General features: G+C 67.8%; 14 protein-coding genes. 3 read left to right on the plus strand and 11 right to left on the minus strand.

Annotated features, from left to right (window positions below):
- Window positions 1-8: 8 nt before the first annotated feature.
- Together BST38_RS17605 and BST38_RS17610 are read right to left on the minus strand one after the other, a co-directional pair.
- Window positions 9-1,097, minus strand: a complete 1,089-nt coding sequence (locus BST38_RS17605; RefSeq protein WP_083144651.1) for a serine hydrolase domain-containing protein — start codon at window positions 1,095-1,097, stop codon at window positions 9-11.
- Window positions 1,097-2,200: a poly-gamma-glutamate hydrolase family protein gene (locus BST38_RS17610; RefSeq protein WP_083144652.1), complete on the minus strand. Its 1,104-nt coding sequence runs from the start codon at window positions 2,198-2,200 to the stop codon at window positions 1,097-1,099. Before BST38_RS17610 ends, BST38_RS17605 begins: the two co-directional genes overlap by 1 nt.
- A gap of 136 nt (window positions 2,201-2,336) precedes the next feature.
- Here BST38_RS17610 and BST38_RS17615 point away from each other — a divergent pair, with 136 nt between their 5' ends.
- On the plus strand, window positions 2,337-2,570 hold the full coding sequence (locus tag BST38_RS17615) for a hypothetical protein (RefSeq protein WP_083144653.1): 234 nt from the start codon (window positions 2,337-2,339) through the stop codon (window positions 2,568-2,570).
- Here BST38_RS17615 and BST38_RS17620 read toward each other — a convergent pair.
- From BST38_RS17620 to BST38_RS17650, 7 genes are all read right to left on the minus strand, one after another.
- Window positions 2,567-3,790: an Nramp family divalent metal transporter gene (locus BST38_RS17620; protein WP_083144654.1), complete on the minus strand. Its 1,224-nt coding sequence runs from the start codon at window positions 3,788-3,790 to the stop codon at window positions 2,567-2,569. The two genes, BST38_RS17615 and BST38_RS17620, sit on opposite strands and share 4 nt — an antisense overlap.
- Before the next feature lie 82 nt (window positions 3,791-3,872).
- Window positions 3,873-4,112 (minus strand): hypothetical protein, encoded by a 240-nt coding sequence (locus BST38_RS17625; RefSeq protein ID WP_083144656.1) that lies wholly within the window; start codon window positions 4,110-4,112, stop codon window positions 3,873-3,875.
- 4 nt (window positions 4,113-4,116) lie between these two features.
- The gene (locus tag BST38_RS17630) at window positions 4,117-4,365 is read right to left on the minus strand and encodes a hypothetical protein (RefSeq protein WP_083144658.1); all 249 of its coding nucleotides are present in this window, start codon (window positions 4,363-4,365) and stop codon (window positions 4,117-4,119) included.
- Between the two features lie 22 nt (window positions 4,366-4,387).
- Complete coding sequence (locus tag BST38_RS17635; RefSeq protein WP_083144660.1) at window positions 4,388-5,464, minus strand: NAD(P)H-dependent amine dehydrogenase family protein; 1,077 nt, start codon at window positions 5,462-5,464, stop codon at window positions 4,388-4,390.
- A 12-nt stretch (window positions 5,465-5,476) separates the two neighbouring features.
- Window positions 5,477-6,268: an SDR family oxidoreductase gene (locus BST38_RS17640; RefSeq protein ID WP_083144687.1), complete on the minus strand. Its 792-nt coding sequence runs from the start codon at window positions 6,266-6,268 to the stop codon at window positions 5,477-5,479.
- 187 nt (window positions 6,269-6,455) lie between these two features.
- Complete coding sequence (gene ku / locus BST38_RS17645; RefSeq protein ID WP_083144662.1) at window positions 6,456-7,421, minus strand: non-homologous end joining protein Ku; 966 nt, start codon at window positions 7,419-7,421, stop codon at window positions 6,456-6,458.
- Window positions 7,421-8,350 carry a carbohydrate kinase family protein gene (locus BST38_RS17650; protein ID WP_083144664.1) on the minus strand — a complete coding sequence of 310 codons (930 nt, stop codon included), beginning with the start codon at window positions 8,348-8,350 and terminating at the stop codon, window positions 7,421-7,423. The genes ku and BST38_RS17650 overlap by 1 nt, the downstream gene beginning before the upstream one ends.
- Window positions 8,351-8,391: 41 nt before the next feature.
- Between BST38_RS17650 and BST38_RS17655 the strand changes: the two genes are divergently transcribed.
- Complete coding sequence (locus tag BST38_RS17655) at window positions 8,392-10,659, plus strand: ATP-dependent DNA ligase (RefSeq protein WP_083144665.1); 2,268 nt, start codon at window positions 8,392-8,394, stop codon at window positions 10,657-10,659.
- On the opposite strand, the gene BST38_RS17660 is transcribed toward BST38_RS17655, so the two are convergent.
- Window positions 10,656-11,651: an NAD-dependent epimerase/dehydratase family protein gene (locus tag BST38_RS17660; RefSeq protein ID WP_237160826.1), complete on the minus strand. Its 996-nt coding sequence runs from the start codon at window positions 11,649-11,651 to the stop codon at window positions 10,656-10,658. The genes BST38_RS17655 and BST38_RS17660 overlap by 4 nt on opposite strands.
- Window positions 11,652-11,717: 66 nt before the next feature.
- On the opposite strand from BST38_RS17660, the gene BST38_RS17665 reads away from it, so the two are divergent.
- On the plus strand, window positions 11,718-12,164 hold the full coding sequence (locus tag BST38_RS17665) for a MarR family winged helix-turn-helix transcriptional regulator (RefSeq protein ID WP_083144666.1): 447 nt from the start codon (window positions 11,718-11,720) through the stop codon (window positions 12,162-12,164).
- 147 nt (window positions 12,165-12,311) lie between these two features.
- Here BST38_RS17665 and BST38_RS17670 read toward each other — a convergent pair.
- On the minus strand, window positions 12,312-12,991 hold a 680-nt coding region (locus tag BST38_RS17670), incomplete at its 5' end, for an IS30 family transposase (RefSeq protein ID WP_110781782.1).

The following is a 12,991-nucleotide window of genomic DNA, read 5'->3' on the forward strand; positions in this document are numbered from 1 at the left end:
TGCGGACGCTAACCGGGGCAGTACGCCGCGGTGAGCACCGCGAGCCGGGGGTCGTTCGCGAGGGAGGTGACCCCCGGCGTTCCCTGCGTGAAGGTGGCCGCGACCGCGGGGCGGCCCGGCGCGGCGACGGCGATGCTGTGATAGCCGGGCAGATCGCCGCCGTGGCCCCAGACCCTGATCCCGCAGTCCAGATCGATGCTCACCAGGCCCAGCCCGTACCGGAACTGCGGCCCGTGCAGCGGCCACGCGACGGTGTCCCTCATCTGCGCGAGGTCGGCGGGTCCGACGACTTGGCCGTCCAGCAGTGCCGCGAGGAACGCGGTGGTGTCCTCGCCGGTCGAGACGAGCGCTCCGGCCGTGTAGTAGCCGGAGGGTTCGGCGGCGGTGACGTCGGTGCGGTGTCCGTCGACGACCTCGTAGCCGTGTGCCATCGGTGCCGACAGCCCGGTGTCGCCCGGCGCCGGGAAGTAGGTGTGCGTCAGGCCCAGCGGGACGATGATGCGCCGGGTGATCTCGTCGGCGGCGGAGCGGCCCGTGACGGCTTCCAGGATGAGTCCCGCCACGAAATAGTTGGTGTTCGTGTACACCGGCACCGGTCCGCCGGGCGGCACCCTGGGTTTGGCGAGGGCCTGTGCGACGTAGTCGCGTGCCGGGACCGGGCTATCCGGCGGCTCGGTGGTGTCGTCGAAGTACTCCGGGAGCCCGCTCTGATGACGTAGCAGGTGGCGCACGGTGATCGCGTTGCCGTCGATGCCGGCACCGTGCAGCAGGCCCGGCAGATACCTCTCGACCGGTGCGTCGAGATCGACCAGGCCCTCGCCGACGAGCTGCAGAACTGCCGCCGCGACAAAGGTTTTGGTGATGCTGGCGATACGCACGCGGGTGTCGGGGCCGAACGGCGCCCCGGTCGCGGGGTTGGCGTATCCCGCCGACATGGTGGTGACGGTGGCCCCGTTCCTGACCGTTGCGATTCCGCCGGCGAGGTCGTCGCGGGCGACGGCGGCCTCCAGTGCGGACTCGACGGCGGACGGTTGCGCGTGGGCGGCCGGCGCGACGAGCCCGGCGACGAGCGCTCCCACGGCGAGCACGCAACGCATCAGTGCGACAACCGATCCCACGACCGTGCGGCGACCACCAGGCCCTGAACCAGGGCCGAGGTGGCCGGTGACAGTCCGTCGTCACCGGGCAGCGCGCTGCGGGGGCTGGTACCGCGCACGCGGGCCGACAGCTCCAACTGGGTACCGCCACCGCGGACGCGGTTGACCGGGTTGTCGGGGTGCAGTCCCCGCAATTCCTGGGGGATCGACCCGAGATCGGTGACGACCCGATAGCCGGGAATGTCGATGCAGCGCTTCAGGTGTGCGGCGAGCTCACGGTTGCGGCCACCGGCGAGCAGGTGCGTGCTGCGACCGATGCGGCCATAGCCGTGCAGCGACACCGCGACGTCGACGTGGTCGAGGAACTCCGTCAGCCGCGCCGACTGTGCGGGGTCGTAACGCGCGGACGGCAGGTGATGCGGATAGTGGTCCGGGTGGCGCACCACGTACACCGACGCGTCCGCGGCGTCGGCGGCGCGTTCGGCGATGACGTCGGTCATCTGCTCCAGACCGCCGCCGTGGATGGCCAGGAAACCGAACCGGGACCGCAGCGTCACCTCCTCGGTGACGGCGGGGTCGCCGAGCAGCTCCGAAAGTGTCTGCGGCCCTGCTGATCCCAGTCTCTCGCGGTGTTGCGGCCAGTGCGCGGGATCCCAGCGCTCGAGGAATTCGATCCACCGGCGGGGCAGACCGTGGTGGTGCGCGCCGTCGAGGATGCGCTCCAGGTAGCCGGGACGGGGAGGTCCGGGTTCGACGCGGTGATCGACGTACACCCACGCCGGGGCCGAGCCGCTGTCGGTGTGCACGGTCATCTCGTCGCGTCGGTAGCGCACCGGAACGCCTTCGGCGCTGTCAAGGGTGGCCAGATCGCGGTCGGACACCTGCCACACCACGCCGTGCACCTCGCCGCCGGCGAACGGTTCGATGGTCGCCACGCCGCGCTCGTTGATCAACCAGTCGTGGTCGGCGAGCCTGGCGGGGCGCGGGTGGGAGGCATCCGGGCAGCGGTTGGCCATCTGGCGCACACAGAGATTGGATCCGTACGCAAAGTAGCTGTGCCGACCGCCTGGTTGGTGCGCGCTGTCCGTGACCTGGGGAGACAATCGCTCTCCTTACGTATCGGGGCTGTCCGTCGTCGTCGATCGCAAACTCTCAAGTTTAGGCCGATTTCACATGGGTTGCCGTATTTGCTAGAAATGCATGAATTGGCATTTGTTCCGGATAATCGAGGGGGGTCGGATGTCCGCCGTAGTCGCCGGGTCGGTAATCGCCGTCTCGGGTGTTCTTGCCGTCAACGCCGGTGTGGTGGCGGTCGGATGGGCCAATCAGCGTCGGCAGCCCAAGCCCACCGACCGGCCGTATCACCGCGGCACCAGCGGCCCCGGCGTGTACACGATCCTCGGCCTCGCCCTGACGCTGCTCGTCGCCGTCGTCGGTGGCGCCGTCCTCGGTGTGGTCGCGGACCCGGGTTAGCCCCACACGGTCAGGTAGATCAGCACGATGTTCAGCGCGGTGATCAAGCCGGCGACCACCCAGCCGAGAAGCGTGGTGACTCGGTGATTGACGTCGACGCCCATCAAGCCACGATCGGCGGTCAGTCGCACCAGCGGGATCAACGCGAACGGGATGCCGAACGACAACACCACCTGTGAAAGCACCAGTGCGCGACTGGGATCGATGCCGATCGCCAGGATGGCCAGCGCGGGCAGCAGGGTGATGAGACGGCGTGCCAGCAGCGGCACCGAGCGCCGGAGCAGCCCCTGCATGATCATCGCCCCGGCGTAGGCGCCGACGGACGACGACGCCAGACCTGAAGCCAGCAGGCCGATCGCGAACAGCAGGGCGACCGTCGAACCCAGGGTGGTCTCGACGGCGGCGTGCGCCCCCTCGATCGAGTCGGTGTCGTCCATGCCCTGCAGGTTGGCCGCCGCGACCAACAGCATCGACAGGTTGACCGCACCGGCGACGAGCATCGCGATGCCGACGTCCCAGCGCGTAATGCGCAGCAGGGCCCGTCGTTCGGGGCCGGGCGCGGGGTGCCCGTGGCGGTCCCGCGCCAGGCCGGAGTGCAGGTACACCGCGTGGGGCATGACGGTCGCGCCCAGCATCGCGGCGGCGAGCAGGATGCTCTCGGCGCCGTCGAACCGGGGGATCAGACCCTCGGCTGCGTCGGCCACCGGCGGGGGCGAGGCGAACAGGCTGGTCAAGAAGCCGACCGCGATCACCATCAGCAGCCCGGTGATGACCCGTTCGAACATCCGCTGGCCGCGCCGATCTTTGACGAGTAACAGGACCAGCGACACCACACCTGTGATCACGCCGCCGACCAGAAGCGGCAAATCGAAGAGCAGGTACAGCGCGATGGCACCGCCCACCACCTCGGCGAGATCGGTTGCCATCGCGACCAATTCGGCCTGCACCCAGAATGAGAGCCTGGCCCGGCGGCCCATCCGCGCGCCCACCGCCTCCGGCAGCGAGCGCCCGGTGACCAGTCCGAGCTTGGCGGACAGGTACTGCACCAGGCAGGCCATCAGGTTCGCGACGACGATGACCCAGACGAGCAGGAAGCCGAACTGCGCGCCCGCGCTGACGTTGGCCGCGACGTTGCCCGGATCGACGTAGGCGATCGCGGCGACGAACGCGGGGCCGAGCAGCAGCCATCGCCGAGGCTGCGGACGGACGTTCGAGATCACGGCACCCCTCTTCTATCCGGGCTTTCGAATAGAAAAGTTAGGTTAGCCGAAACCTTCGTGTGGAGCTATCGGGGAGGCCGACTCACCACGGGCCGAGCCCGTAGGCGCCGACGAGCGGCCAGAAACCCATGCCGTTCCAGCCGCCGTAGTTCCACGGCGGAGGTGTGGCGATGATCTGGGTGCTGCCGTTTGTTTCGCAGAAGGTGACCGTCTGGCCGACTTTCGAGCAGTCCGGCGCCGCGGCGGCGGTGGGTGCCGCCGCGATCGCCAGGAACCCCAGGCTCGCGACGAGCCCGGCGAGATACCGCATGGCGGTCGTCACGCGATCAGAAGATGTACGGGCCGTAGCCTTCCCACGGGAACATGCCGCCGCCGTACCACGGCACTGCGTAAACCCCGGGGGTCGAGCTGATCTGGGCGTTGCCCGGCGACTGGCACACCTCGGTCCGGCCTCCGGCGCCGCTGGACGTGGTGGAGCAGTTCGGCTGCGCGAGCGCAACCGGGGCGGCGGCGATGGCCGCGGCAGCGCCCCCGGCGACGAGGAAAGCGGCGAGGGTGCTCAGACGAGCCTTCATTTCAGGGTCCTTCCAGCGAGTTTCAAGGCTTAGCGTACAGACCTTTGCCCGTAATGGGAGGTAACTTTCGCGCAGTCACGATTCCGGGCGGCGCGTCGATCACTGCCGGGATCGCGTTGACGACCCGGGCCGCGGTCGCGACCAGTCCCGCGTGGTTGTGGTCGCCGTTGGGGCTGCTCAGGCAAAGGTCCAGCGCATAGGACGGTTCGCCGGTGATCTCGATCCGGTACGACCCGCCGTGCTGAGCCGGTTGCGGCCAGTCCGGGCACAGGTCGTCACGCAGCCGGGTGACGTGTTCGAGGACGACGGCGACGTTGCCGTCCTTGATTCCGCGAACCTCGAATCGAATTGCTGCGGTGGTCCCTTCCTCGATGCGCCCCGCCGCGATGTCGAACGTCTCGGGGGCCGGAACCCGTACGTGCGTCTCGTTCACCTCGTCCAGTTCGATGCCCAGTCCGGCGGCCAGTTGCCGCACCACCGAACCCCACGCGAGGCTCAGTACGCCGGGCTGCAAAAGCATCGGCGTCTCGTCGAGCGAGCCGCCGAAGCCCATCACGTCGAACATGACGGCCGCGCTGTCGTAGGTGTCGTAGTTGATGATCTCCATGCAGCGGATCTGCTGGATGCTCTGGCAGGTCCCGGCCAGTGCCATCGGCAGCAGGTCGTTGGCGAAGCCGGGATCGATGCCGTTCACGAAGATGCTGGCGTTGCCCGCTTTTGCCGCGTCTTCGATCGGGGCGATCATGTCGTCCGGCAGCACCTGCCACGGGTGCTGCAGGAACACCGCGCTGCTGCCGACGACGTTGATGCCCGCGGCCAGAATGCGGCGGTAGTCCTCCAGTGCGTCGGGCAGTCGGTTGTCGGCCAGCGCGGTGTAGACCGCGCACTGGGGTCCGGTCGCCAGCACCTCGTCGAGGTCGGTGGTCGCGCGGATGCCCGTCGACTTCTGCAGTCCGGCAAGCTCTGCGGCGTCCTTGCCGGCCTTGGGCTCCGAGGACACCCAGACCGCGGTGAGCTCGAAACGAGGATCGGTGATGAGCTGCGCGAGTGCGTGCCCACCGACGTTCCCGGTGCCGATGGCTGCGACTTTGATCGCCATGCGGGGTGCTCCTTACAGATCGGGGATGGGGAGTTCGAGGTTCGGAACAGTGAGGCCGCCGTCGACCTCGAGGGTCTTGCCCGTCAGGTACGCCCCGGCCGGTGACGCGAGATACACGGCGGCAGCGGCGATGTCGAGCGGATCGCCGAGCCGCTTCATCGGGGTGGCCTGCTCCATCGGGGTGCGCAGCTCATCGTTGCTCGCCACGATCTCCAGTGCCGAGGTCAGGATCGATCCGGGGGCGATCGCGTTCACCCGGATACGCGGGGCCAGGTCGAGCGCCGACAGTCGCGTGTAATGGGCGAGCGCGGCTTTCGCGGTGCCGTAGGCGGCGAAACCACGACCGGCGAGGCGGCCCATCGTCGAGGTGATGTTGATGATGCTGCCGCCGCCGGAGTGTTCGAGCATCAGCGGCACCGCGGCAGTCGTCAGCGCGTGTGCGGTCGCGACGTTGAACGTGAACGCGTCGCGGATGTCCTTCGTCGACGTGTTCAGCAGCGCGTTGGGCATCGTGCCGCCGACGTTGTTCACGACGATGTCTAGCCTGCCGAAGGCGTCGACGGCCTGCGCCGCCAGCGCGGCGGTGTCCTCGGGCCGGGCGAGATCGGCGACGACGATGTGGGCACGCCGCCCGACGCCGGCGACCTGTTCGGCGACCGCCTCCAACTGGGACTGCGTGCGGGCGGCAATGACCACGTCAGCACCGGCTTCGGCGAACGCGACGGCCATCGCGGCACCCAGGCCTCGCCCGGCTCCGGTCACTATCGCCACCTGATCGTCGAGCCGGAACCGGTCCAGAATCACGCGCGTCTCCATTCGCCGTCGGTGGGTCGACGCGGGCCACGCTAGCAAGGCCACGCAACCCGCGTAAGCACTTTTTGGAACACGTTCTATTTTCGTTCGAGTTCCGCGCGCGGGCAGTATCGAGTGCACGCGTCTTGTCGGGGCGGGTGCCGAATCTCGTCAGAAAGCGTGCATTCAGCGACGGACGTCAGCTCTTCTTGGCGGCGGCTTTCTTGGCCGGGGCCTTTTTCGCGGCCTTCTTCGCGGGTGCCTTCTTGGCCGCCTTCTTCGCCGGAGCCTTCTTGGCGGGCTCGTCGTTGTCGGAATCGTCGTCGTCGTCGGAATCGTCGTCGGAATCCGAGGACTTGCTTGAGCTCTGCTGTTTGCGCGCCTTCACGCTGGCCTCGAGTTTGGCCAACAGGTCCGAGACGTCCTCGGTTTCCTCGTCGAGCTCCTGCGGCTGCTCCTCGGTGGTGAACGCTTCGCCGCCTTCGAGTTTCGCCTGGATCAGCTCGTGAAGCTGCTCTTGGTAGTCGTCGTGGTAGCGGTCGGGGTTGAAATCGTCGGTCATCGAATCGACGACCTGACTGGCCATCTTCAACTCGGCGGGCTTGACCTCGACCTTCTTGTCGAGCACCGGGAAATCGGGGTCGCGGATCTCGTCGGGCCACAGCAGCGTGTGGATCATCATCACGTCACGCTTGCTGAAGTCCTTCACCCGCAGCGCCGCCAGCCGCGTCTTGTTGCGCAGCGCGAAGTTCACGATCGCGACGCGATCGGTCTCGGCGAGCGTCTTGGCCAGCAGCACATAGGACTTCGCCGACTTGCCGTCGGGTTCGAGGAAATACGAGCGGTCGTACATCAGTGGGTCGAGGTCGCTCGCCGGCACGAACTCCAGGACCTCGATCTCGCGGCTGCGTTCCTCGGGCAGCGTGGAGATGTCGTCGTCGGTGATGATCACCGTCTGGCCGTCGTCGGATTCGAAGGCCTTGGCGATGTCGCGGTACTCGACCACCTCACCGCAGACCTCGCAGACCCGCTTGTAGCGGATCCGGCCGTTGTCCTTCTCGTGGACCTGGTGGAACTTGATGTCGTGGTCCTCGGTGGCGCTGTACACCTTGACCGGGACGTTGACCAGGCCGAAGGCGATGGAACCCTTCCAGATGGACCGCATCAGCCCAGTATGTCCGATGCCGCCGCCCGATCGCGGGTAACACGATCAGGCAGGTCGGCGCCGGGTTTGGCGACCGTGAGCGCCGATGCGAGGGTCGCGGCGCGCACGGCGGCGGTCAGCGACTCGACCCCGATCCGGGTCAGCCGCGTCCGTTGCTGCGCGCCCAGCAGATCCGCCGACCACAGTGCGTCGATCAGCCCGGCCATGTAGGCGTCTCCGGCCCCGACAGTGTCCACCACCTGCACATTTCCGGCAGGTACCCGCACCGTGCCGTCCGCACACATCGCGATCGAACCCTCCGCGCCGAAGGTCACGACGACGATCGCGGGCCCGACGGCGAGCCAGGATTCGGCGATCTCCTCGGGGGTCCGCGATGGGTCCAGCCAGTGCAGGTCCTCGTGGCTGACCTTGACGACGTCGGCGCGCTCCAGGAGCCGGTCGATGCGTGACCGGGCCGCGTCGGTGTCGTCGATCAGCGCGGGCCGGATGTTCGGGTCGAAGGTGAACGTCGCGGAGAGGTGGTAGGTCTGGACCAGCGCTTCGGTGGCCAGGCAGCCGGGTTCGAGCACCGCGGCGATCGATCCGGTGTGCACCACCAGCGGCGGTGCCACCTCGGGCGTGCCCGTCAACGCCCAGTCGATGTCGAAGGTGTAGGTCGCCGAGCCGGCGGCGTCGAGCACGGCGCGGGCGGTCGCGGTGGACGCCGCGGTATCGCTGCCCGGAACCAGTTGCACGCCCGAGGATTCGACGTAGCGGGCGATACGTCGACCGCGATCGTCGGTGCCGATGTGGGTCAGGAAGTCGACGTCGCGGCCGAGGCGGGCCAGGCCGACGGCAACGTTGAGCGGGCTGCCGCCGACATGCTCGGTGACCTCGCCGCCCCGTTCGACGATGTCGATGAGTGCCTCGCCGATGACCAGTGCCCGCATGGTTTCGACGCTACCGCGCGCGCAGCGGGTAATACCGTTGTGTGGTGGACCGTTATGACCGGGTGAAGCTGACCAACCCGGACAAGGTGCTGTACCCCGCGACGGGAACCACCAAAGCGGAGGTCTTCGAGTACTACGTCGACGTCGCGCAGGCGATGCTGCCGCACATCGCCGGGCGGGCCGTGACCCGAAAGCGGTGGCCCAACGGTGTCGAGGAGTCGTCGTTCTTCGAGAAGCAGCTGGCATCCTCGGCGCCGGACTGGCTGGACCGCGGCACCATCAAACACAAATCGGGGACCACTACATACCCGCTGATCGACACCGTCGAGGGGCTGGCCTGGATCGCGCAGCAGGCCGCGCTGGAGGTGCACGTGCCGCAATGGCGGTTCGTCGACGGAGACCCCGGACCTGCCACGCGGATCGTGTTCGACCTGGATCCCGGCGACGGGGTGACATTCCGTCAGCTCTGCGAGGTCGCCCACGAGGTGCGCGGTCTGATCACCGATATCGGGCTGACGACGTTCCCGCTGACCAGCGGCAGCAAGGGCCTTCACCTCTACGTGCCGCTGGAGGAGCCGATCAGTTCGCGCGGGGCCTCGGTGCTGGCCAAACGCGTTGCGCAGCAGCTGGAACAGATCATGCCCAAGCGGGTCACCGCGACGATGACCAAGAGCTTGCGCGAGGGCAAGGTGTTCCTCGACTGGAGCCAGAACAACGGCAACAAGACCACCATCGCCCCGTATTCGCTTCGCGGACGCGAACATCCGACCGTCGCCGCGCCGCGCACCTGGGACGAGATCGAGGACCCGGATCTGCGGCACCTGACCTTCGACGAGGTGCTCGACCGCCTCGAGCGGGACGGTGATCTGCTGGCAGCACTGGACCCGCCGTTGCCGGCCACCGACAAGCTCACCCGCTACCGCAGCATGCGGGACCGCACGAAGACGCCGGAGCCGGTGCCCGCCGAGCCGCCCGAGACCGGCGCCAACGACAAGTTCGTCATCCAGGAGCACCACGCGCGGCGGCTGCACTACGACTTCCGGCTGGAGCGAGACGGTGTGCTGGTGAGCTGGGCGGTGCCGAAGAACCTGCCCGACAGCCCGTCCGAGAACCACCTCGCCGTGCACACCGAGGACCACCCGATGGACTACATCGACTTCGCCGGGGAGATCCCGAAGGGGGAGTACGGCGGCGGCGAGGTCTACATCTGGGACACCGGCACCTACGAGACCGAGAAGTTCCACGACAATCCGCCCGACGGCCCGGCCAAGGGCGGTGAGGTGATCGTCACGCTGCACGGCGAGAAGGTCGAGGGGCGGTACGCGCTGATCCAGACCGACGGCAAGAACTGGCTTGCGCACCGGATGAAGGACCAACCGAAACCGACCGCCGGGGACCTCGCGCCGATGCTCTCCACCGAGGGTTCGGTGCAGAAGCTCAAGAAGTCGCAGTGGGCGTTCGAAGGCAAATGGGACGGCTACCGGGTGCTCGTCGAGGCCGACCACGGTCGGCTCACGGTGCGCTCGCGCCGGGGCCGCGACGTCACCGGCGAGTATCCGCAGTTCGAGGCCGTGGCCGCCGACCTTGCCGACCACCACGTGGTCCTCGACGGCGAAGCGGTGGCGCTCGACGAGTCCGGGGTGCCGAGCTTCGGTGAGATGCAGAACCGGGCCCGCTCGACGAGGGTGGAGTTCTGGGCCTTCGACATCCTGTTCCTCGACGGCCGGTCGCTGACCAAGGCGAAATACACCGACCGACGAAAGCTGTTGGAGGCCTTGGCCGAAGGTGGCGGTCTGATCGTTCCCGACCCGCTGGACGGCGACGGACCCGAGGCGCTGGAACTCGCGAGATCCAAACGGTGGGAAGGGGTAGTCGCCAAGAAGCGAGACTCCACCTATCAGCCGGGACGGCGGTCGTCGGCGTGGATAAAAGACAAGATCTGGAACACCCAGGAGGTGGTGATCGGCGGCTGGCGCCAGGGCGAGGGCGGACGCACGAGCGGGATCGGGGCGCTGCTGCTGGGGGTGCCCGACGGGGACGGGCTGCAGTTCGTCGGGCGGGTCGGTACCGGGTTCACCGACAAGGCGCTGGCGTCACTGAAGAAGACGCTGGAACCGCTACACACCGACGAATCACCCTTCGCCACAGAGCTTCCCAAGCAGGACGCGAAAGGGGTGACATACGTACGTCCGGAGCTGGTGGGGGAGGTCCGCTACAGCGAACGCACCTCCGACGGCAGACTGCGGCAGGCGAGCTGGCGCGGGCTGCGCGACGACAAGACGCCCGACGAGGTCCGGTGGGAAGGCTAGCGGGCGACGGCGCGCGTCATCTCGGCAAGACCGGTTGCCAGGTCCACCGTCGGTGTGTAGCCGAGTTCGCTTCTCGCCGCGGCGATGTCGTAGCTGCGATCGCGGCCCATGAACGCGGTGATCCAGTTCGTCAACGCCGGCGGTTCCGGTCGGCGCAACAGGCGTGCCCCTGCGTCCAGCAGTGCGCCGAGCGGGGCCGCCACCGTGCTCGGCACGCTGCGGGCCGCGCCCACGTCGACACCTTTGGTAGCCAGTAGCGGGGTGAAGAGGTCACGCGCCGGCATGGGTGCGCCGTCGGTGACGTAGTACGCGCGACCGGTGCCGCCGCGGGTGAGGGCGAGCCGGGCCGCCTCGGCGAGATTGTCGACGTGGACGAAGTCGACGATGTGGCTGCCGTTGTCGATCCAGCTGAACCGGCCGGCTTCCACCGCGGCGACGAATTCGTCCAGGGTCGACATGCCCGCGCCCCAGATGAACGGCGGTCGGAGCGCGACCGTAGTCATCGTCGGTGTGACGGCGGTGAGCAGGGCGCGCTCGGTCTCGAGTTTGATGCGGCTGTAGGCGATATTGGGCTGCCCCTCGCCGGTGTCCTCGTCGACGATCGGCGCACGCTGGGTGCCGGTCGCCACGCTCGCGGCGCTGATCAGTACGAACCTGTCGACCCCGGACGCCGCGGCGATTCGATGGAGGGCGACGCTGGGCTCGAGGTTGGCCCGTCGGAAGACGTCGTCGCGTCCCCAGAACGCCATGTAGGCGGCCCCGTGCACGACGGCGTCGGCGCCGTGCAGCGCCGACGTCCACTGCGGGCGGTCACCTTCGAGCAGTTCCGCCAGGTTGCCGGCAACCGGCTCGGCCCCGGCCCGGCCGACGAGGCCGGCGGCCGCCTCCGTGCGGGCGAGCGCATGCACGTCGTGTCCCGCGCCGGCCAGTCTTCTGATCAGGTGCTGCCCGACAAAACCGCTGCCACCTGTAACGAATACGCACAATTTCATCTCCAATAATTCGTAGACAAATGATTTGATATCAAACTATATGGACGCTGATAGTATTTCGTCAACATGAAGGAAGCGGCGGGTGGACGCGCGGGACGCCTGGCCGATGCGTTCGGGCGCGCGGGCAAATCGGTGGTGCGAGCCTTTGACGATCGCCTGGGGGAGCACGGCGTCTCGACCCCGAGAGCGAAGTTGCTCGCCGAGGTGGCCCGAATGCAGCCGGTCCGGCTCGCGGATCTGGCCCGGGAGGTGGGGATCAGCCAGGGGACGGCGTCGACGCTCGTGGAGGCGCTCGTTCGCGACGGGTTGGTCGCGCGTGGGGTCGACGACAACGACCGCCGCGCGATACGCCTGACGACCACGGCCGCCGGGCAGGCGCAGGCGCGAAAGTGGCTGCGCGACTACGTCGTCGCCGCGGGGGAGGTCTTCGGCTGCCTCACCGCGGAGGAACAGCGCCAACTGACTCGCCTGCTCGATCGGATCACCGAGTCCCTGGATCCGCCGGCCGGGTAAGCGGCTACGCTCCTCGGCCGCCATGGCGCCGACGATGTTCGCGTCCAGGCGGCATCCGACAACCTTTTGAAACCGTTACGGGAGCGTGGCGTCTGCGCTCTGATGGGCGTCGAGTCTGAACTTGTTGGCGAGTTTCGGCCGGCGGTTTCAAGGGGTCGAAGCAACAGTGGGTGAATCGGACGGATTGCAGAGTAGTTCGTGGAGTGCTTCGGCGGGTGTTTTCCAGCCCAGGGTCTGGCGTGGCCGGTTGTTCAGTTTGGTGGCGACGTAATCAAGATAGTCGGGCGGAAACACTGATAGGTCAGCGCCTTTGGCAAACCACTGGCGCAGTAGCCCGTTGGTGTTTTCGTTGCTTCCACGCTGCCACGGCGAGTGCGGATCACAGAAGTAGATGTCCAGGTCGGTCGCTTCGGCGATGGCCAGGTGGTTGGCCATCTCTTTGCCTTGATCCCAGGTCAACGATTTGCGTATCAGGCTGGGCAATTGGGCCATCTTGGCCACGATGGCGTCCTGCACAGTCGCGGCGGTGTGGTCGCCGGGCAGGTGCAGCAGGAGGGTGAACCGGGTGCTGCGTTCGATCAGTGTGCCGATCGCCGAACCCGATTCGGTACTGCCCAGGATCAGATCGCCTTCCCAGTGCCCGGGGATGGCGCGGTCCTCGACTTCGGCGGGGCGTTGGCTGATGTTGACCATGCCCGGGATACGTCCGCGGCGTTCTCCGGGACGCCGGCGCGGGTGGCGGATCGCGCGACCGGTCCGCAGATAGGTGTGTAGATCGCGGCGCAAGCTACCTTTGCCCTGAACGTATATCGCCTGGTAGATCGCCT

Origin of the sequence: Mycolicibacterium parafortuitum, assembly GCF_002086815.1 — a bacterium.
GTDB classification, from domain to species: Bacteria; Actinomycetota; Actinomycetes; order Mycobacteriales; family Mycobacteriaceae; genus Mycobacterium; species Mycobacterium parafortuitum.